Source organism: Roseovarius atlanticus (assembly GCF_019802205.1).
GTDB classification, from domain to species: domain Bacteria; phylum Pseudomonadota; class Alphaproteobacteria; order Rhodobacterales; family Rhodobacteraceae; genus Roseovarius; species Roseovarius atlanticus_A.
Map to the genome: position 1 here is coordinate 470,478 of NZ_JAHVHQ010000003.1, position 17,931 is coordinate 488,408.

Here is a 17,931-nt window from a genome sequence, read left to right on the forward strand (position 1 = left end):
CCGCCGCTGTCAGTTAATTTCTACGCACGGGCCGCGTCAAACGCCTTGGGCAGGGTCTCTGCCAGCAGGTCGAGGTCCTGGGGGCGGCCACAGCTGATGCGGATGCAGCGATTCAGGGGGGCAACGCCCGGCATACGCACGAACAGGTCGCGTTCGATCAGCTCATTCAGGACGGCGCGGGCAAAATCGCCGTCCCGGCCGCAATCCACGGCGACGAAATTGGCCGCCGAGGGCAGGCTGTGCAGGCCGTTGGCGGCGGCGATTTCGGCAATGCGGTCGCGGGCTTCGGCCATGCGCTGGATCGTTGTTTGCAGCCACTCCTCGTCCTGCAAGGCCGCCAGGGCACCGGCCTGGGCGATGCGGTTGACGCCGAAGTGATTGCGGATCTTGTCGAAGCTTTGGATCAGGTCGGGCGCACCCATGGCATAGGCGATACGGGCGCCCGCTATGCCGTAAGCCTTTGAAAAAGTGCGCATTCGGATGACGCGCGGGTCGTCTATGGGGATCTCCGGCGCGGTGCCGTCGGGGGCGAATTCGATATAGGCCTCGTCCAGCATCAGGAGACAGCCCGGGGGCAGGTCGTCGAGGGCGGCGCGGAGTGTCGCGCCATCGTGCCAGGTGCCCATCGGGTTGTCGGGGTTGGCGAGGTAGACGAGTTTCGCGCCAACCTCTTTCGCTTTGGTTAAGAGCGCGGCCGGATCCTCGTGATCGTCCTTGTAGGGCACCTTGTGCAGGTCGCCGCCGAAGCCCGCCACGTGGTAGTTGAAGGTGGGGTAGGCCCCGTCGGAGGTGACGACGGCATCGCCGGGTTCGATCAGCAAGCGCACCAGATAGCCCAGAAGCCCGTCAATCCCTTCGCCAACAACGATATTTTCAGGGTCCACGCGGTGATGCGCGGCCAGGGCGTGGCGTAGATCGTGGCTGGTGGCGTCGCTGTATTTCCAGATGTCGCCGACCGCCTCCTGCATCGCCGCGATGGCCTTGGGTGAAGGGCCGAAGACGTTCTCGTTGGCGCCGAGACGGGCGGCAAAAGCTTTGCCTGTTTCGCGCTCGCGGACCTCGGGGCCGACGAAGGGAACCGAGGCGGGCAGGGCGCGGACGATATCGGTGTAGCGTGGGCCGGTCATGCGGAGAGGTAACGTCAAAGCAGGGCCGGGTGCAAGGCGAAGGGGAGAGCGGTTAACGCCCGAAACCCGCGTCGGTATCGCGTCGGTATTTGGGTGGCATCGCGTCGGTGCCATTGTCCGGCACCCGGAAAGGTTAACGCCACGCCCGGGGCGGACGTGGCGTTATGAGTATTTTTAGCAAGAAAAAGCCGGGGTCTGTCAGCCCAGTTCGGCCAGACGGTCGAGGGCGGCGCGCAGCTTGCTCTCTTCCTCTTCCCGGGCGGCGAGGTTCTCGCGGGCTTCCTCGACCACCTCGTCGGGGGCGCTTTCGACGAACTTGGGGTTGCCCAGCCGGCCGCGCAGACCGCCCAGTTCCTTTTCCAGCTTGCCGAGGGTCTTTTCCAGCCGCGCCTTTTCTTCGGCCACGTCGATGACGTCCGCCAGGGGCAGGCCGAAGCTGGCGCCCTCGGCGGGGATGGTGATGCAGCCCTTGGGGAAGCTGTCGACGACTTCCAGCGCCTCGATCCGGGCAAGGCGCTTGATCATCGTGGCGTTGTTGTCCCAGGCAAGGCGCGCGGATTTCGAGAACTCCGTCACGAGCAGCGGCGTGTAGAGCCCCACCGGCACATGGACCTGCGCGCGGGCCGAGCGGACGGAGTCGATCAGGGCGATGACCCAGTTCATCTCGGCATCCGCCTCGGCGTCGATCAATTCGTCGCCATAGCTGGGCCAGTCGGCGTGGATCAGCATGCCGTCGCGGCTGGCCAGCGTGCCCCAGAGCTCTTCGGTGATGAAGGGCATGATCGGGTGCAGCAGGATCAGGCACTGGTCGATGACCCAGGCCATGGTGTCCTGCGTTTCCTGCTTCATCTCGCCGGTGCCGTCCAGCAGGAGCGGCTTGGAAAACTCGACGTACCAGTCGCAGACCGTGCCCCAGACGAAGGCGTAGAGCGTGTTGGCGGCATCGTTGAAGCGGTATTGCGACAGCGCGGAATCGACGAGCGCCTTGGTCTTGGCGGTTTCGCCGAGAATCCAACGGTTTACGGTCTGTTTCGGTTGCGGAATCGCGCCGGTGCTGCCGACCGCCTCGTTCATTTCGGCGAAACGGGCGGCGTTCCAGAGCTTGGTGCCGAAATTCCTGTATCCTGCAATGCGTTGCGGCGACAACTTCAGGTCGCGCCCCATGGCGGCCATGGCCGTGAGGGTGAAGCGGACGGCGTCGGCGCCGTACTCGTCGATCAGCTCCAGCGGGTCGAGCACGTTGCCGAGCGACTTGGACATCTTCTTGCCCTTCTCGTCGCGCACGAGGGCGTGGACATAGACATCCGAGAACGGTTTTTCGCCCACGACGGCGTATTGCATCATCATCATCCGGGCGACCCAGAAGAAGATGATGTCGAAGCCGGTGACCAAGACGCTGGTGGGAAAGTATTTTTCCAGTTCGGGCGTCTTTTCGGGCCAGCCCAGCGTGCCGATGGGCCAGAGACCGGAGGAGAACCAGGTGTCGAGCACGTCGGGGTCGCGCCAGACCGGGTAGACCAGGTGCGTGGGATCCTGGCTGGCGGTGTAGTCGGCAAGGCTGGAGGCAAGCTTGTGCAGCGCATCCTCGCGGTCCTTCGCCTCGACCACGGTCATCGAGGCCAGCGGCGTGGGCAGGTCGGTCAGCTGCGCGGTGAAGGCCTGCGCGGTCGTCTCGAAATCATGGCCGCACTCCATCAGCGGGGCGAAGTGGCTTTCGTTGAGAACCTCGAGCATTTCAACGAGATCCAGCGCGCCGTCGCCTTCGCGGTCGCGGAAATCGGGTGCGGACAGGTCAAAGCCGTACCAGACCGGAATCTGGTGCCCCCACCAGAGTTGGCGCGAGATGCACCAGGGCTCGATGTTTTCCAGCCAGTTGAAATACACCTTCCGGTCCTGCTCGGGCATGATGGTGACGTCGCCGGATTTCACCGCCTCGATGGCGGGGCCGACGATCTTGTCGGTGTCCACGAACCACTGATCGGTCAGCATCGGCTCGATCACGACCTTCGAGCGGTCGCCAAAAGGCTGCATGATAGGCTTGTTTTCCACAAGCGGGACGGTCTCGCCTTTATCATTCTCAACATTTACCGCCAGACCCTCGTCGGTGATCTGCTGGACGACCTTTTCACGCGCCTCGAAGCGGTCGAGGCCGCGCAGGTCGTCCGGGACGAGGTTGATCGTGTCGGCCTCGGCCTCGGTCAGGGTGCGCTCGCCCTTGGCCACGGCCATGGCGATCTCGGCCATCCTGGCGTAAGGCGCGCCGTCGTCGCGCATCGCGCCCTTGGTATCCATCAATCGGTACATCGGGATGCCGCCGCGCTGCGCCACGCCGTAGTCGTTGAAGTCATGCGCGCCGGTGATCTTGACCGCGCCCGAGCCAAAATCGGGGTCCGGATACTCGTCCGTGATGATCGGAATGAGGCGACGATGCTCTTTCGGCCCGACCGGGATTTCGCAGAGTTTTCCGACGATTGGCGCGTAGCGTTCATCCGACGGGTGAACCGCGACCGCGCCATCGCCCAGCATGGTTTCGGGGCGCGTGGTGGCGATGGAGATATAGTCGCGCTCTTCCTCGAGGGTAACCTTTCCGTCCTCGTCCCGCTCGACATAGGTGTAGGTCGCGCCGCCCGCGAGCGGGTACTTGAAGTGCCACATGTGGCCGGCGACCTCGGTGTTCTCGACCTCGAGATCGGAAATGGCGGTCTCGAAATGCGGGTCCCAGTTGACCAGCCGCTTGCCGCGATAGATCAGGCCCTTCTCGAACATGTCCACGAAGACCTTGATGACGGCGTCGTGGAAATTGCCTTCCTCGCCCTCGGGGGCGGAGGGGGCGCCGGACATGGTGAAGGCCTCGCGCGACCAGTCGCAGGAAGCGCCGAGGCGCTTCAGCTGGCCGATGATTGTGCCGCGTGACTTGATCTTTTGCTGCCAGACGCGCTTTTCAAACTCCTCGCGGCCCATCTCTGTGCGCGTGGGCTCGCCATTGGCGGCCATGTCGCGTTCGGTCACCATCTGGGTGGCGATGCCGGCGTGGTCGGTGCCGGGCTGCCAGAGCGTGTCGAAGCCGCGCATCCGGTGCCAGCGGATCAGGATGTCCTGCAACGTGTTGTTGAAGGCATGGCCCATGTGCAGGCTGCCCGTCACGTTGGGGGGCGGGATCATGATGGAAAAGGTCTCGGCCCCGGGCTTGGCATTGGCGCCGGCCTTGAAGGCGCCGCTCTCTTCCCAGGCGGTCGAGAGGCGCGGTTCGGCCTCGGCTGCGTTGAAGGTCTTTTCCATCGCCATGATGCAGGTCCCGTGCTTGGAAATAAGGTCTTGGGTCGAATACCGAAAGCGCGGGGCAAGGGAAAGAGGCAGGCTTTTCCTCTGGCCGAAAATATCCCGGGGTGAGCGTTGAAACGCAGTTTCAACGCGAGGGGCTGGCCCCTTTAACCCGTCTTCGGACTCAGCGCGCCGCCGCGACCTCCGGGTTCACCAGCGGTTCGCGCGCGCCGGGGCGGATCACCTGCGGGTCATAGGGCGTGCGGGCGAAGACCTCCTCGACCATGGGCGCGAAGAATTCGAGCGGCAGGGTCTCGTAGTTCGGGTCGAACGAGGCCTGGTCCCAGCGTTCGCAGAATTCGGCGCAGTCGTCGAAATACGCATGCCCGGCGTGGCGGTCGCGCTTGTTGGGGTCGGCCCCGTCGAGGTGATGGCCGTAATAGAGCATCTGGAAATCGCCATGGGTGGCGACGCACCAGGTGACCTGTTCGCGCACGAAGGGTTTCAGGATCGTGGCGGCGTATTCGTCGTGATTGTAGGGCGCGTAGATGTCGCCGATATCGTGCAGGAGCGCGCCGACGACCCAGTCGGAATCCGCGCCGTCGCGCCAGGCGCGGGTGGCCGATTGCAGGGAATGCCCGAGGCGCGTGATCTGGTAGCCCGACAGGCTTTCGTCCAGCTCCACCAGCGCCTTCATCAGGCGCTTGGCGGTGTGTTTCGTGTGGTCGATCTCGTGCTCGTTGAGGAATTCATAATCCTCCTTCGTGCCGTCCTTCATCTGGGTGAAGCTGACCTTGTCCATGGCGCCGACTCCTGTTGCCGTTTCGGCGCCAACCTAGGGGCAGGGCGCCTGCATGGAAAGGGGGTGTCGCCGCGCCGGCGTCCGCGGCCTCTTGCAGGCTGGAGCAGGCGCGCGTATACGCGCGGCCTGACCCCAAAGGAGCCCCAGACATGCCCGGCAGTGCCAATCTCAACATCATGCTGAAAGCCGCGCGCAAGGCGGGGCGGTCGCTGGTCAAGGATTTCCGCGAGGTCGAGAACCTGCAGGTCAGCATGAAGGGCGCGGGCGATTTCGTCAGCCGCGCCGACATCGCCGCCGAGGCGATCCTGAAGGAAGAGCTGATGGGGGCGCGGCCCACCTATGGCTGGCTGGCCGAGGAAGGCGGCGAGGAAGAGGGCCAGGACCCGACGCGGCGCTGGATCGTGGACCCGCTGGACGGGACGACGAATTTCCTGCACGGGCTGCCGCATTGGTGCGTCTCGATCGCGCTGGAGCATAAGGGCCAGGTCGTGGCGGGGGTCATTTTCGACGCCGCCAAGGACGAGATGTTCCTGGCCGAGAAGGGCGAGGGGGCCTTCATCAACGAAAAGCGCCTGCGGGTCTCGGGGCGGTCCAAGCTGATCGAGTCGATCTTTGCCACCGGCGTGCCCTTCGGCGGGCGCGGCGACCTGCCGTCGACCTTGCAGGATCTTGCGCGGCTGATGCCGACCTGTGCCGGCGTGCGGCGCTGGGGATCAGCGGCGCTGGACATGGCCTATGTGGCGGCGGGCCGCTACGAGGGGTTCTGGGAGCGCAGGCTGAACGCCTGGGACATCGCCGCGGGCGTGATCATCGTGAAAGAGGCGGGCGGCTTCGTCGAGCCGCTGACGCCGGGCGCCGAGTTGCTGGAGCGGGGCGACGTGGTGTGCGCCAACGAGGCGATTTTCGACAAGTTCGCGGGCGTGATCCGCAACGCGTGAGGCCGCTCAGGTCTTTTTCGCGTCGGAGGGGTGGTTGACGCCGTCGTTCCACGGGATCGGCTCGTAATGGGCCGGGTTCTGGCCCTCGATGCAGCCCAGGTTCACGCCGTATTCATTGGGATCCGAGCGGCGCTGGTGGTGGGTGTAGATCCCGCAGGTCCTGCAGAAATAGTGCTGTGCCGTGCCGGTGCCCCAGCTGTAGAGCGTCAGGTGGTCGGCACCGTCGGTGATGGTCAGGCGGTCGAGCGGGACGCTGATATTGGGCGCGGCGCGGCGGCGGCAGAAGGAACAGGTGCAGCGCATCGCGCCCTCGACGGGGCCGTCGATATCGACCGTGAAGCGCACGGCGCCGCAATGGCAGCTGGCCTTGAGCAGGGTCATTTGCGGGTGACCTTCGGGATGTTGGTGCGGCTGAGCCTGTATTTCGCCTCCGGGTGGGGCGGGTGGCCTTCGGTGCGGTCCCAATAGGCCGGGCCGCCGCGGCGCAGGAAAAGCGGCAGGGTCAGGACCAGACCGGCGACGAAGCCGCCCGCATGGGCCCAGTAGGCCACGCCGCCCTCGTCGGCGCTGCTGCCCGCGCCGCCGAAGAGCTGGAAGAGGAACCACAGGCCCAGCATGATCCAGGCCGGAACCGAGATGATACGGATGATGAAGACCAGGAAGATGAAGATGTCGATCTTGGCCTTGGGGAACAGGAGCAAGTAGCCGCCCATCACCCCCGCGATGGCCCCCGAGGCGCCGACCGTGGGCACCTGGCTGAGCGGGGCCGAGGCCAGCTGTGCCCCGCTGGCGGCCAACCCGCAGGCGAGGTAGAAGAGGAGGTAGCCCAGGTGCCCGAACTCCTCTTCCATGTTGTCGCCGAAGATCCACAGGAAGAGCATGTTGCCGGCGAGGTGCATCCAGCCGCCATGCAGGAAGGTCGAGGTGAGAAGCGTGCTGTAGGTGCCTTCGGCGGTGACCAGCGCCGGGACCATGGCCCAGTCGTAGTAGAACAGCATCAGCGCCCGGGGATCGCCCGAAAGGGCGGGGAAGTAGCTGAGAAAGATGCCGATGTTCAGCGCCATCAGCCCGTAGGTGACGAATGGGGTACGCCCGGAGGGGTTATGGTCGCGGATCGGGATCATGGGCGCAAAGTGGCCGCGCGCCGCGGGACAGTCAAGCGGGCGCGTGGGGTAGGGCGGGCAGAATTTGCGCAAATTCTGTTTTGGAAAATGCGTATTTTCCAGGCCATTTTCTGCGTAGAAAATGGGCGGGATGGCGGGCGCTGTGCCATGGCTCAGGCCCCGCGCCCGGTGGCGGGCGGCGGGATATGAGTATTTTTGGCAAGAAAAAGCCGGGGTGCCGGCTTTGGTTCAGGCGACGCCACCGAGAAGCGCCGCGTTGCCGCCCGCCGCCGTGGTGTCGACGCAGACATGGCGTTCGCCCATCACGTGGCCGGTATCGGGCAGGCCGGTGATGAGCGGCAGGATCGGGCCTTTGCGCTGGCTGAGCGCCGATGTATAGGCGCGGGCCGTGTCGGCATCGCCCCACCAGAGCGCGCCGGAAAAGCCGGAGAGCGTGGTGAGGGCGTCCGGGTCGACGCGGCCGGTGGCGCGCAGGGCGCGGCCGCCCAGGGCCTCGACCGCCTTGGCCTGGGCCTCGGCCATGTCCCTGGTCGGCCCGAGGCAGAGGAGCGGCGGGCGGGCGTGGGCCGTGAGCCGGTTCGACTCGCCGGTGGGGCCGGGCAGGACGATGGCCTCGACCGGCTGGGGCGTGTGATTTTTGGCGGCCTTGTCGAGCGCGGATTGAACCGCCTTGGCGTCCATCGTGCTGTCCCAAGTGGCGTCGGTGTGCTCGGCGGGGCGGGCCGTGTAGCGGGCGAGGTAGTTGGGGCCGCCCGCCTTGGGGCCGGTGCCGGAAAGCCCTTCGCCGCCAAAGGGTTGGCTGCCCACGATGGCGCCGATCTGGTTGCGGTTGACGTAGATGTTGCCGGCATGCACCGCCTCGGTCACGTGCTGGACGCGGTCGTCGATGCGGGTCATCAGGCCGAAGGTGAGGCCGTAGCCGGTGCCGTTGATGGCGTCGATGACGCGGTCGAGGTCGCGCGACTTGAAGGTGGCCATGTGCAGGACCGGGCCGAAGATCTCGCGCTGCATGTCCTCGATCCCGTTCACCTTGATGAGGGTGGGCGCGATGAAGCAGCCGGAATTGGGCGAGGGGATTTCGTGGATCAGGCGACCGTCGGCGCGGGCCTCATCAATATGGGCGGCTATCCCGGTGCGGGCCTCTTCGTCGATGACCGGGCCCACGTCGGTCGACAGCGACCACGGTTTGCCCATGGAAAGCGCGTCCATCGCGCCGGTGAGCATTTCGGTGAAGCCTTCCGCCACGTCTTCTTGGACGTAGAGGCAGCGCAGGGCGGAGCAGCGCTGGCCCGCCGACTGGAAGGCGGATTCGACGATGGCCTGCACGGCCTGTTCGGGCAGGGCGGTGGAGTCGACGATCATCGCGTTGAGCCCGCCGGTTTCAGCGATGAGCGGCGCGCCGGGGGCGAGGTTCTCGGCCATGGTGGCGCGGATCTTGAGCGCCGTTTCGGTCGAGCCGGTGAAGGCGACGCCGCCGATGCGGGCGTCGGAGGTGAGCGCGGCGCCCACGTCGCCCGCGCCGGGCAGGAGTTGGACCGCCGTGTTCGGCACGCCGGCCTTGTGCATCAGCGAGATGGCGTAATGGGCGATCAGGGGTGTTTGCTCTGCCGGTTTGGCGAGCACGGCGTTGCCGGCGGCGAGGGCCGCGCTGATCTGGCCGGTGAAGATGGCCAGCGGGAAGTTCCACGGGCTGATGCAGGTGAAAATGCCCACGGGCGGATCCTGCGGCGCGTTGGCGGCGTAATAGCGCAGGAAATCCACGGCCTCGCGCAGTTCGGCCACGGCGTCCATCGGGGTCTTGCCGGCCTCGCGGGCGAGGATGGCAAAGATCTCGCCGAAGTTTTCCTCGTAAAGGTCGGCGGCGGCGTTGAGGATGCGGGCGCGCTCCTCGATGGGCGCGTCCCACGGCGCGGCGGCGGAGAGGGCTGTTTCGATGTCTTCCTTGCTGACGGTGGCGACGGTGCCGGGGCTGTCCGAGGGGTCGGCGGGGTTGGAGACCGGCTCGGCCTCTTCCGGGGCCGCCTTGCCGGCGATCAGGGGGGCGGCCTCCCATGTGGCGGTGGCGAAGGGGCCGCGGGCGGCCTCGATCATGTCGAGGGTCGGCTGGTGCTTGAGGTCGAAGCCCTGGGAATTGGGGCGTTCCGGCAGGAAAAGCTCGGGCCCGGTGGGCAGTTGCGGGCGGTCGCCCTTGTAGGCCTCGAACGGGTCGCGGGCGACGGTTTCGGGAGCCACGTCCTCGTCCACGATCTGGTTGACGAAGCTGGAGTTGGCGCCGTTTTCCAGAAGGCGGCGGACGAGGTATGCGAGCAGGTCGCGGTGGGCGCCGACGGGCGCGTAGATGCGGCAGTTGGTGCCGCGCTCTTTCATGACGATGTCGTGCAGCGCCTCGCCCATGCCGTGCAGGCGCTGGAACTCGAACGTGTCGGTGCCCTTGTCCATATCCTTGGCCATGTCGAGGATGGCGGCCACGGTGTGGGCGTTATGCGTGGCGAATTGCGGGTAGATGTGATCGGTCATCGACAGGAGCTTGCGCGCGTTGGCGATGTAGGAAATGTCGGTCGCGGGTTTCGAGGTGAAGACCGGGAAGCCGTCAATGCCTTCGACCTGGGCCTGCTTGATCTCGGTGTCCCAGTAGGCGCCTTTCACCAGGCGGACCATGATGCGGCGGTTCAGTTTTTGCGCGAGATCATGCAGGTAGTCGAGCACGTGGGAGGCGCGCTGGCCATAGGCCTGCACCACCAGGCCGAAGCCGTCCCATCCGGCGAGGGATGGCTCGGAGAGCGTGGCCTCGATCACCTCGAGCGAGAGCGACAGGCGGTCGGCCTCCTCGGCGTCGATGTTGAGGCCCATGCGGGCGGATTTGGCGAGGATGGCGAGCGAGCGCAGGCGGGGCATCAGCACGTCCATGACCTGATGCTGTTGCGCGACCTCGTAGCGGGGGTGGAGCGCCGAGAGCTTGACCGAGATGCCGGGATTCTTGCGGATCTCCTTGTGCGTGCAGGCGTTGGAGATGGCGCTGATCGCGCGGGAATAGGCCAGGTGATAGCGGATGGCGTCGGCGTCGGTGCGCGCGGCCTCGCCCAGCATGTCGTAGGAGTAGGTGTAGCCTTTCTTCTCCATCTTCGCGGCGCGGTCCATGGCGGACTCGATGGTCTCACCCAGCACGAACTGGCGGCCCATTTCGCGCATCGCGCGGCCGACGGCGGTGCGGATGACAGGCTCGCCCAGGCGGCGGATGGCGCCGCGCAGGTGGCCGACGGGGCCGGGGTTTTCGTCCTTCAGCACCTTGCCGGTGAGCATCAAGGCCCAGGTGGAGGCGTTCACGAGCGGCGAGGTGGAGTGGCCCATGTGCTTGCCCCAGTCCGAGGGGGCGATCTTGTCCTCGATCAGGGCGTCGATCGTGTCGGCGTCGGGCACGCGCAGGAGCGCCTCGGCCAGGCACATCAGCGCGATGCCCTCGTCGGTGGAGAGGCCGTATTCGGCGAGGAAGACCTCCATCAGGCCGGGGTCGGACTGGTTGCGGATGCGGCGGACGAGGTCGGCACCGGATTTCGAGATGCGCACGCGGTCCTCTTCCGTGAGGCCCGCCACCTCGGTCAGGCGGGCGACGGTTTCGGCCTCTTCGGCATAGGTGGTCTGGTCGATCACACGGCGCAGGTCGGAATCGTAGGGCATTGCGGTCCTCTTGCTGGGGGATGGCGGTTTGGACTAGTGTACCACTGTATATCTGATCTGATTTCCCGATTGGTGTCATTTCGCGGGATAAACGGACGGTAATTCGCCGGGGAGACAAGTCAAATGGATGCAAGCGAGCTGGATCAGTTCGACAAGGCGATTCTGCGCGTGCTGGTGGCCGAAGGGCGGATCAGCATCACCGAGCTGGCCGGGCGGATCGGGTTGTCGAAGTCGCCCACCCAGGCGCGGCTGCGCAAGCTGGAGCGCGAGGGCGTGATCTCGGGCTACCGGGCGCTGGTGGACCCGATCCGGCTGGGGCTGGACCACGTGAGTTTCGTCGAGGTGAGCCTGACCGATACGCGGGAAAGCGCGCTGGCGGAGTTCAACGCGGCGGTGAAGCGGATCCCGGAAATCGAGCAGGTGCACCTGATCGCGGGGAATTTCGACTACCTGATGAAGATCCGCACGCAGGACATGCAGGATTACCGCCGGGTGCTGGCCGAGCAGATCAGCACCTTGCCGCATGTGTCGAAGACCTCGACCTACGTGGCGATGGAGGCGGTGAAGGAGAACGCGCTGTCCGAGGTGTTCTGAGCGGGGCGCATTTGCGCGTTGATTTCGTGGGCGCAGGGGGCATGATTGATGTCCATGAGACTTTTTCTGATCGCCTGTCTTCTGGCCGGCCCGGTGCGGGCCGAGACCTGTCCCGACGCGCCCGACCATGCGGAGGCGCTGAGCCGGCTGATCGAGGCGGCGCAGGCGGCTTCGGACGAGGCCGCGGGGCGGGCGCTGTCGGACGAGATGTGGGCGCTGTGGGCCGAGGCGCCGGACGAAAAGGCGCAAGGGTTGCTGGACGAGGCGATGGCGCGGCGCGAGTCGTATGATTATGACGCGGCGATGGCGGCGGCGGAGGCGCTGGTGGATTATTGCCCGGAATACGCCGAAGGGTACAACCAGCGGGCCTTCATCCATTTCCTGCGACAGGAGTTCGAGGCGGCCTTGCCCGATCTGGAGCGGACGCTCGAGTTGCAGCCGCGCCACGTGGCGGCCCGGACGGGGCAGGCGCTGACGCTGCATGCGCTGGGCCGAAGCGGCGAGGCCGCGCTGGCGTTACGCGCGGCGCTGGCGCTGAACCCGTGGCTGGGGGAGCGGCACCTGCTGCCGGTGCTGGAGCAGGGCGAAGAGGAGTTGTGATCGCGCAAGTGTCACGCTACGACGGGGGCCTGAGCCCGCGTGGTGGAATGGTAGACACAGGAGACTTAAAATCTCCAGGCCGAAAGGCCGTGCCGGTTCGAGTCCGGCCGCGGGTACCACGGTTGAGCGGCCAAAAGCTTTGAGAAAGCTTTTGGCAAATCTTTTTTGAAAAGATTTGCCGGGTGCCCTCAGGTGCGGGTGCCGGCGAAGCGTGCGGCCCACTCCTCGCGCTGGTCGTCGGTGATCTTGGCGAAAAGCACGTCGGGCACGGTGAAGGCGTGGCCGGGTTCCAGGATTTGCAGCGCCTGATTCACGTCATCGGGCCAGCTGCCGTCCTCGGTCTGCATGGCCTGCAGCATCGCGGCGGAGGCGTCGGGGATGAAGGGGGCCGAGATCACCGCGTAGAGCCGGATCAGGTTGAGCGCGAGGCGGATCTGCATGGCGGCTTTTTCGGGGTCTTCCTTGAAGGTCGACCAAGGGGCGGCGGTTTGCAGGTACTCGTTGCCCGCGACCCAGATGGCGCGCAGCTCGTTGCTGGATTTGCGCACCTCGATGGATTCCATATGCGCCTCGTAGGAGCGGATGCGGGTGGTGAGCGTCTCGATCAGCGCGGTCTCGTCGGGGCCGTAGCTGCCGGCCTCGGGGACCTCTTCGCCGAATTTCGAGCGGCAGAACTTGGTGACGCGGGAGACGAAGTTGCCGAGCACGTCGGCGAGGTCCTTGTTGACCGATGCCTGGAAGTTTTCCCAGGTGAATTCGGCGTCGGAGCTTTCGGGCGCGTGGCTGAGCAGCCACCAGCGCCAATAGTCAGCCGGCAGGATCTCCAGCGCCTGGTCCATGAACACGCCGCGGCCGCGCGAGGTGCTGAACTGGCCGCCGTCATAGTTGAGGTAGTTGAAGGACTTGATGTAGTCGACCAGCTTCCACGGCTCGCCCGACCCGAGGATCGTGACCGGGAAGCTGAGCGTGTGGAAGGGCACGTTGTCCTTGCCCATGAACTGGGTATAGCGGACATCCTCGGCGCCCTTGTCGGTGCGCCACCAGCGTTCCCAGTCGTCGCCCTTGCCCGCCTCGACCCATTCGGCGCCGCAGGCGATGTATTCGATGGGGGCGTCGAACCAGACGTAGAAGACCTTGCCTTCCATGCCTGGCCAGGGCGCGTCGCCGCGCTGCACCGGCACGCCCCAGTCCAGGTCGCGGGTGATGCCGCGATCCTGCAGGCCGTCGCCGTCATTGAGCCATTTCTTGGCGATGGAGGTGGTCAGCACCGGCCAGCCTTGCCGCGTGTCGATCCAGTCTTCCAGCCGGTCCTTCATCTGGCTCTGGCGCAGGTAGAGGTGCTTGGTCTCGCGCATCTCGAGGTCGGTCGAGCCTGAAATGGTCGAGCGCGGATTGATCAGGTCGACCGGGTCGAGTTGCTTGGTGCAGTTGTCGCACTGGTCGCCGCGGGCGCTCTCGAAGCCGCAATTGGGGCAGGTGCCCTCGATATAGCGGTCGGGCAGGAAGCGACCGTCGGCGTTGGAATAGACCTGTTTCTCGGTCACTTCCTCGATCAGGCCGGCCTCATAGAGCTTGCCGGCGAAATGCTGGGTGAGCTTGCGGTTCTGCTCGGACGAGGAGCGGCCGAAATGGTCGAACGACAGGCGGAAGCCCTGGCCCAGCTTGTCCTGCACCTGCCACATCTCGGCGCAGTATTCCGCCACGGGTTTGCCGGCTTTGGCGGCGGCGAGTTCGGCGGGGGTGCCGTGTTCGTCGGTGGCGCAGAGGAACAGCACCTCGTGGCCCCGGCCGCGCAGGTAGCGGGCATAGAGATCGGCGGGCAGCTGGCTGCCCACGAGATTGCCGAGGTGCTTGATCCCGTTGATGTAGGGAATGGCGGAGGTGATGAGGTGGCGGGCCATTGCGAGACGTCCTTGAGCTTTGGGCGTCCGTTTAACGCAATGGCGCGGCCTGTGCCAGAGGCGGTTGGCGTCAGGGATCGGTGCGCGTGTCCTCTTCGCGGGCGCTGCGGGTGAGCCGCCCGATCAGGAAGGAGGTGCGCGGCGACCAGACATAGCGGGTGCGGGCGCCGGCGCTGGGCCGGGCCAGCATCCGCACGAAGCTGAAGACGATGAGCACGGCGTGGGCTGTGGCGATCATCACGAACATCGCCTGCGGGCCGAAGCGTTCGATCAGGGCGGAGGCCACGTAGGGCGCGGCGATGGCGCCCAGGGCGAAGAAGAACATCAGCGCGGCGGACAGCTCGACCCGTTGTTCGGAGGTGGCGAAGTCGTTGGCGTGGGCGGCGGCGACGGAATAGATCGGAAAGGCGGTGAAGCCGAAGAAGAAGGCGGCGATCATGGCGCCGTTGGGCGAGGAGGGGCCGGCCAGGGCGGTGACGATGCAGCACAGGATGGCGGCGAGCGACAGCGCGATCATCACGTGGCGGCGGTCGAACTTGTCGGCGAGCCAGCCCGCCGGATACTGGGCCAGCGCCCCGCCGAGGACGAAGGCGGCGAGGAACCACGCGATCTGGTCGAGTGCGAGGCCGACCTGCTGGCCATAGAGCGGCCCGACCATGCGGAAGGTAGCACTGGAGAGCGCCGCGACGATCACGGCGGCGGCGGCGAGCGGTGAGCATTCGACCGCCAGCATGGGGCGCAGGCGGGGCGCCTTGGGCGTTTCGGGCTGGCGCACGGTGGTCAGCGTCAGCGGCAGGAGCGAGGCGCAGCAGATGATGGCGAGGATGTTGTAGGAGACGTAGGAGGCCGGTTCCAGAACGGAAATCAGCATTTGCGCCACCAGCGACGCGCCCATGTCGGCCACCCGGTAGATGCCCATGGTGCGGCCGCGCGTCTCGTTGGTGACCTTGGCTTGCAACCAGGCCTCGACCACGGTGTAGCAGCCCGCGATGCAGAGGCCCGAGGCCACGCGCATCAGCGCCCAGGCCAGAGGGTCGATGATGATCATGTGCATCAGAAGGCCGATGGCGCCCGCGGCGGTGAAGGCGGCGAAGGCGCGGGAATGGCCGATCGAGCCCATCAGGCGCGGCGCGAACCAGCAGCCGATGAAGAAGCCGAAGAAATGCGCCGAGCCGAGAAAGCCGATTTCCTGCGTGGAGAAGTCGAGCGTCAGCCCGGACAGCGCATCGAGCGGGGCGACGCCGCCGGTGGACAGCTGCAACAGGATGACCGACAGGAAAAGGGCCGCGAAGGAGATGATCATGCGCATGGGGCCAACTTGGCACGTGGGCGCGACGATGTCCTGCCGCGTTTTCGACAGAACGGCGTCGTTTTCGGCGTATGCGGGTGCAAAGCCCTGACGCGTGCGCCGCTTTGGCCAAGTGCCTGATTTTGCCGCGTTCACGGTCCGGCAGGCAGGCGACTTGTATGCGGTGCGGGAATCCCGGCATATGGCGCAAGGCCTTCAATGCGACAGGAGACGTCATGATCCAAGAGACCCCCGAACTGATCCACGCCATCCGGGACCGCTTTGCCCATGTGGAGAGCTGCCCGTTCCAGGGCGAGCGGATTTTCTTCGAGAACGCGGGCGGGGCGCTGACGCTGAAAAAGGTGGTGGAGACATCCGGTTTCTACGCCGCGATCCCCGACAACCCGGGCCGCGCGAACCCGGCGGGGCAGGGCATCCAGGACGTGATCGACCGCGCCAAGGCGGATCTGGCGGTGTTCATGAATGCATCCTCGGGGCAGTTCCTTGCCGGGGAAAGCGGGACGGAGCTGCTGTTTCGGATGATCCGCACGGCCTGTGTGAACGCGCCCGAGGGGGGCAAGGTGATCGGGTCGTCGATCGAGCATCCCGCGTCGCGCAGTGCCGCCCGGCGCTGGGCCGAGGTGGCGGGGCTGGAATATGTCGAGGTGCCGCATGACGACGCTTTGGGTCTGGTCACGGCGGAGGTCTATGCCGAACGGATGACGCCCGACGTGGCGGTGGCGACCATCGTGCATGCCTCGCCGGTGACGGGGATGGGCATGGACGTGGCAGCGATTTCGGCCGCGATCCGGGCGGTGGCGCCGGAGGCGGTGATCATCGTGGACGGGATACAGCACGCGGCGCATGGGCAGCTGGATATCGACAGCTACCGGGCCGATGGCTATGCGATTTCGCCCTACAAGGTGTTCTCGCGCCACGGGTTCGGGATCGGGTGGATCTCGGACCGGCTGGCGGTGATGCCGCACGAGCGGCTGATCGGGTCGCCCGAGGACGCCTGGGAGTTGGGCACGCGCGATGCGGGCTGCTATGCCACCGTGTCGGACGTGGTGGAGTATTTCGACTGGCTGGGCGGCGAGATGTCGGGCGAGACCGACCGCCGCCGCCGGATCGAGGCGGCGGGGCGGGCCATTCATGCCTACGAGACGCACCTGACGGACGCCATGATCAAGGGCACCGGCAACCTGCCCGGGCTGCGCGACATGGATCACGTCAGCATTCTGGGCGGGGCGGAGAACCCGGCGCGCGAGGGGCTGGTGTCGGTGGTGGTCGCGGGCGTGCCCTCGGCGGAGGTGGTGGAGCGGCTGAACGCGCAGGGCATCCGCACGCATATCCGCAAGGATGATCATTACAGCGGCAACGTGCTGAAGCCGCTGGGGCTGAGCGACTGTATCCGCATCTCGATGTGTCACTACAATACCGAGGCCGAGGTGGCGCGGCTGCTGACCGCGCTGCGCGAGATGGGCGGCGCGGCGTAAGGCGGTCAGGTGGCCGACGCGGGCCGACACTCCGGCGCCTCGACGGCGTGACGGGCGGTGACGCGGCCGGTGAAGCGGTCGGTCTGGACCCGCAGGCAGATCCGGTCGCCGGGCGCGAGTAGCGGGGTCAGGCGGTTCGGGGCGACGAGCGGGAAATGCCGGCCGGTGTCGGTGGTGGCGGTATAGGCCGGGCGGGTGCCGAGATCGGTCTCGATCTGCGTGATGCTGTCGATCCGGGCAATCATGAAGTCGACGCTGGCCGGGATGCGGACGAAGAAGATCGCGAGCAGCACAAGCGTAGCCGCAAGCAGCAGGGCTGACGCCCAGAAGGCGCGGCGCCCCGGCAGATCGCGCCAGAGCGCGGCGGTGAGGCCGGGCGTTTTGCGTTTTTCGTCCGTCACTTAGGCAGGATTGTCCGTTTCCTTGCAGGGATCAAGCGCAAAGCCGCCCCTGGCGCGGGTCACGGCCCATGTCGCCGGGGGCAGGGTGCGGGCGCGGCGGCGCGCGAGGGTCCAGCCCAGCCGTCCGGGGGCGTGGGCGGGGGCCATGTGCCAGCGGCTTTCGACGCCGGGGGCGCCGCCCTCGCCGGGGGTGAGAATGAGGCCCAGCGGCGCGCCGGCACCTTCGGCCGCGCCGGTTTCCGCCGCAAGGTGCAGGCGGCGGACCTGGGTGAGGTTGGGCAGGTCCGGCAGTTCGGCCACGGCGAGGGGCACGGCGCCGGAGCGCAGCACTTCTTCGAGGCACCACAGAAGGTCGATGGGCTGGCGCGGCGACAGGAAGGTGAAGCGTTCGGGACCCGCCAGCGCCACCATGCCGTCGGGGTTGAGCCGGTCGGCGGCCCAGTCGGGGGCGATCCAGAACACCGGCCCCTGGGTGGCGGCGGCCACCAGCATCGCCGCCATGTGCCGCGCCGGCCCGCAAAGCTCGTGCAGGCGGGCCGGCGTCAGGGTCATCTCGCCCAGCACGGTGAGCGCGGGGCGGCTGCGGTGGCTGCTGCGCCGGGTGAGCAGGGTGGTGTCCATGCCGTTGAATGTAGTTTGTTCGTGGTTTGTTCTCAATCGCGAAATAGGGGTGACGCCCGTGACGGAGCCGCTACATATGGGGCTTTGACCACAGGCAAGACGG

Annotated in this window: 14 protein-coding genes and 1 tRNA gene; 5 read left to right on the top strand and 10 right to left on the bottom strand. The window is 66.5% G+C overall.

All coding sequences use genetic code 11. The features are described 5' to 3' along the window. Positions 1 to 20: 20 nt before the first annotated feature. The 3 genes from KUV49_RS08135 to KUV49_RS08145 form a co-directional block, all read right to left on the bottom strand. On the bottom strand, positions 21 to 1,127 hold the full coding sequence (locus KUV49_RS08135) for a pyridoxal phosphate-dependent aminotransferase (RefSeq protein ID WP_222449514.1): 1,107 nt from the start codon (positions 1,125 to 1,127) through the stop codon (positions 21 to 23). 198 nt (positions 1,128 to 1,325) lie between these two features. Continuing rightward, positions 1,326 to 4,412, bottom strand: coding sequence for a valine--tRNA ligase (locus tag KUV49_RS08140; RefSeq protein ID WP_222449515.1), 3,087 nt, complete (start codon positions 4,410 to 4,412; stop codon positions 1,326 to 1,328). Positions 4,413 to 4,572: 160 nt separating this feature from the next. Further along, positions 4,573 to 5,190 (bottom strand): HD domain-containing protein, encoded by a 618-nt coding sequence (locus KUV49_RS08145; protein ID WP_222449516.1) that lies wholly within the window; start codon positions 5,188 to 5,190, stop codon positions 4,573 to 4,575. 149 nt (positions 5,191 to 5,339) lie between these two features. On the opposite strand from KUV49_RS08145, the gene KUV49_RS08150 reads away from it, so the two are divergent. Further along, the gene (locus tag KUV49_RS08150; protein WP_222449517.1) at positions 5,340 to 6,128 is read left to right on the top strand and encodes an inositol monophosphatase family protein; all 789 of its coding nucleotides are present in this window, start codon (positions 5,340 to 5,342) and stop codon (positions 6,126 to 6,128) included. Between the two features lie 6 nt (positions 6,129 to 6,134). Here the strand turns inward: KUV49_RS08150 and KUV49_RS08155 are convergent, their stop codons facing one another. From KUV49_RS08155 to putA, 3 genes are all read right to left on the bottom strand, one after another. Next, positions 6,135 to 6,509, bottom strand: coding sequence for a GFA family protein (locus KUV49_RS08155; protein WP_222449518.1), 375 nt, complete (start codon positions 6,507 to 6,509; stop codon positions 6,135 to 6,137). Next, on the bottom strand, positions 6,506 to 7,252 hold the full coding sequence (locus tag KUV49_RS08160) for a rhomboid family intramembrane serine protease (protein ID WP_222449519.1): 747 nt from the start codon (positions 7,250 to 7,252) through the stop codon (positions 6,506 to 6,508). The genes KUV49_RS08155 and KUV49_RS08160 overlap by 4 nt, the downstream gene beginning before the upstream one ends. A 228-nt stretch (positions 7,253 to 7,480) precedes the next feature. After that, the gene (gene putA / locus KUV49_RS08165) at positions 7,481 to 10,927 is read right to left on the bottom strand and encodes a bifunctional proline dehydrogenase/L-glutamate gamma-semialdehyde dehydrogenase PutA (RefSeq protein WP_222449520.1); all 3,447 of its coding nucleotides are present in this window, start codon (positions 10,925 to 10,927) and stop codon (positions 7,481 to 7,483) included. Positions 10,928 to 11,050: 123 nt separating this feature from the next. Between putA and KUV49_RS08170 the strand changes: the two genes are divergently transcribed. From KUV49_RS08170 to KUV49_RS08180, 3 genes are all read left to right on the top strand, one after another. Continuing rightward, a complete protein-coding gene (locus tag KUV49_RS08170) occupies positions 11,051 to 11,521 on the top strand; it encodes an Lrp/AsnC family transcriptional regulator (protein WP_057792645.1) in 471 nt (156 codons plus the stop codon). A 54-nt stretch (positions 11,522 to 11,575) separates the two neighbouring features. Continuing rightward, positions 11,576 to 12,121, top strand: coding sequence for a tetratricopeptide repeat protein (locus KUV49_RS08175; RefSeq protein WP_222449521.1), 546 nt, complete (start codon positions 11,576 to 11,578; stop codon positions 12,119 to 12,121). Between the two features lie 33 nt (positions 12,122 to 12,154). Continuing rightward, positions 12,155 to 12,240 (top strand) — tRNA-Leu (locus tag KUV49_RS08180). A gap of 69 nt (positions 12,241 to 12,309) precedes the next feature. On the opposite strand, the gene metG is transcribed toward KUV49_RS08180, so the two are convergent. Both metG and KUV49_RS08190 read right to left on the bottom strand, forming a co-directional pair. Continuing rightward, the gene (metG, locus tag KUV49_RS08185; protein ID WP_222449522.1) at positions 12,310 to 14,022 is read right to left on the bottom strand and encodes a methionine--tRNA ligase; all 1,713 of its coding nucleotides are present in this window, start codon (positions 14,020 to 14,022) and stop codon (positions 12,310 to 12,312) included. 70 nt (positions 14,023 to 14,092) lie between these two features. Continuing rightward, positions 14,093 to 15,331, bottom strand: a complete 1,239-nt coding sequence (locus tag KUV49_RS08190; RefSeq protein ID WP_222449523.1) for an MFS transporter — start codon at positions 15,329 to 15,331, stop codon at positions 14,093 to 14,095. Positions 15,332 to 15,546: 215 nt separating this feature from the next. On the opposite strand from KUV49_RS08190, the gene KUV49_RS08195 reads away from it, so the two are divergent. Beyond that, positions 15,547 to 16,806 (top strand): aminotransferase class V-fold PLP-dependent enzyme, encoded by a 1,260-nt coding sequence (locus tag KUV49_RS08195; protein WP_222449524.1) that lies wholly within the window; start codon positions 15,547 to 15,549, stop codon positions 16,804 to 16,806. Between the two features lie 5 nt (positions 16,807 to 16,811). On the opposite strand, the gene KUV49_RS08200 is transcribed toward KUV49_RS08195, so the two are convergent. Then, entirely contained in the window at positions 16,812 to 17,207 is a 396-nt protein-coding gene (locus KUV49_RS08200; RefSeq protein WP_222449525.1) for a hypothetical protein, read from the bottom strand. Beyond that, positions 17,208 to 17,828, bottom strand: coding sequence for an ImuA family protein (locus KUV49_RS08205; RefSeq protein ID WP_222449526.1), 621 nt, complete (start codon positions 17,826 to 17,828; stop codon positions 17,208 to 17,210). Positions 17,829 to 17,931: the final 103 nt, after the last annotated feature.

Coding starts and splice junctions, on each gene's coding strand:
- KUV49_RS08175 (WP_222449521.1), top strand. CDS start 11,576: ATGAGACTTTTTCTGATCGCCTGTCTTCTGGCCGGCCCGGTGCGGGCC.
- KUV49_RS08160 (WP_222449519.1), bottom strand. CDS start 7,252: ATGATCCCGATCCGCGACCATAACCCCTCCGGGCGTACCCCATTCGTC.
- KUV49_RS08150 (WP_222449517.1), top strand. CDS start 5,340: ATGCCCGGCAGTGCCAATCTCAACATCATGCTGAAAGCCGCGCGCAAG.
- KUV49_RS08205 (WP_222449526.1), bottom strand. CDS start 17,828: ATGGACACCACCCTGCTCACCCGGCGCAGCAGCCACCGCAGCCGCCCC.
- KUV49_RS08135 (WP_222449514.1), bottom strand. CDS start 1,127: ATGACCGGCCCACGCTACACCGATATCGTCCGCGCCCTGCCCGCCTCG.
- KUV49_RS08195 (WP_222449524.1), top strand. CDS start 15,547: ATGATCCAAGAGACCCCCGAACTGATCCACGCCATCCGGGACCGCTTT.
- KUV49_RS08140 (WP_222449515.1), bottom strand. CDS start 4,412: ATGGCGATGGAAAAGACCTTCAACGCAGCCGAGGCCGAACCGCGCCTC.
- metG (WP_222449522.1), bottom strand. CDS start 14,022: ATGGCCCGCCACCTCATCACCTCCGCCATTCCCTACATCAACGGGATC.
- putA (WP_222449520.1), bottom strand. CDS start 10,927: ATGCCCTACGATTCCGACCTGCGCCGTGTGATCGACCAGACCACCTAT.
- KUV49_RS08155 (WP_222449518.1), bottom strand. CDS start 6,509: ATGACCCTGCTCAAGGCCAGCTGCCATTGCGGCGCCGTGCGCTTCACG.
- KUV49_RS08170 (WP_057792645.1), top strand. CDS start 11,051: ATGGATGCAAGCGAGCTGGATCAGTTCGACAAGGCGATTCTGCGCGTG.
- KUV49_RS08145 (WP_222449516.1), bottom strand. CDS start 5,190: ATGGACAAGGTCAGCTTCACCCAGATGAAGGACGGCACGAAGGAGGAT.
- KUV49_RS08190 (WP_222449523.1), bottom strand. CDS start 15,331: ATGCGCATGATCATCTCCTTCGCGGCCCTTTTCCTGTCGGTCATCCTG.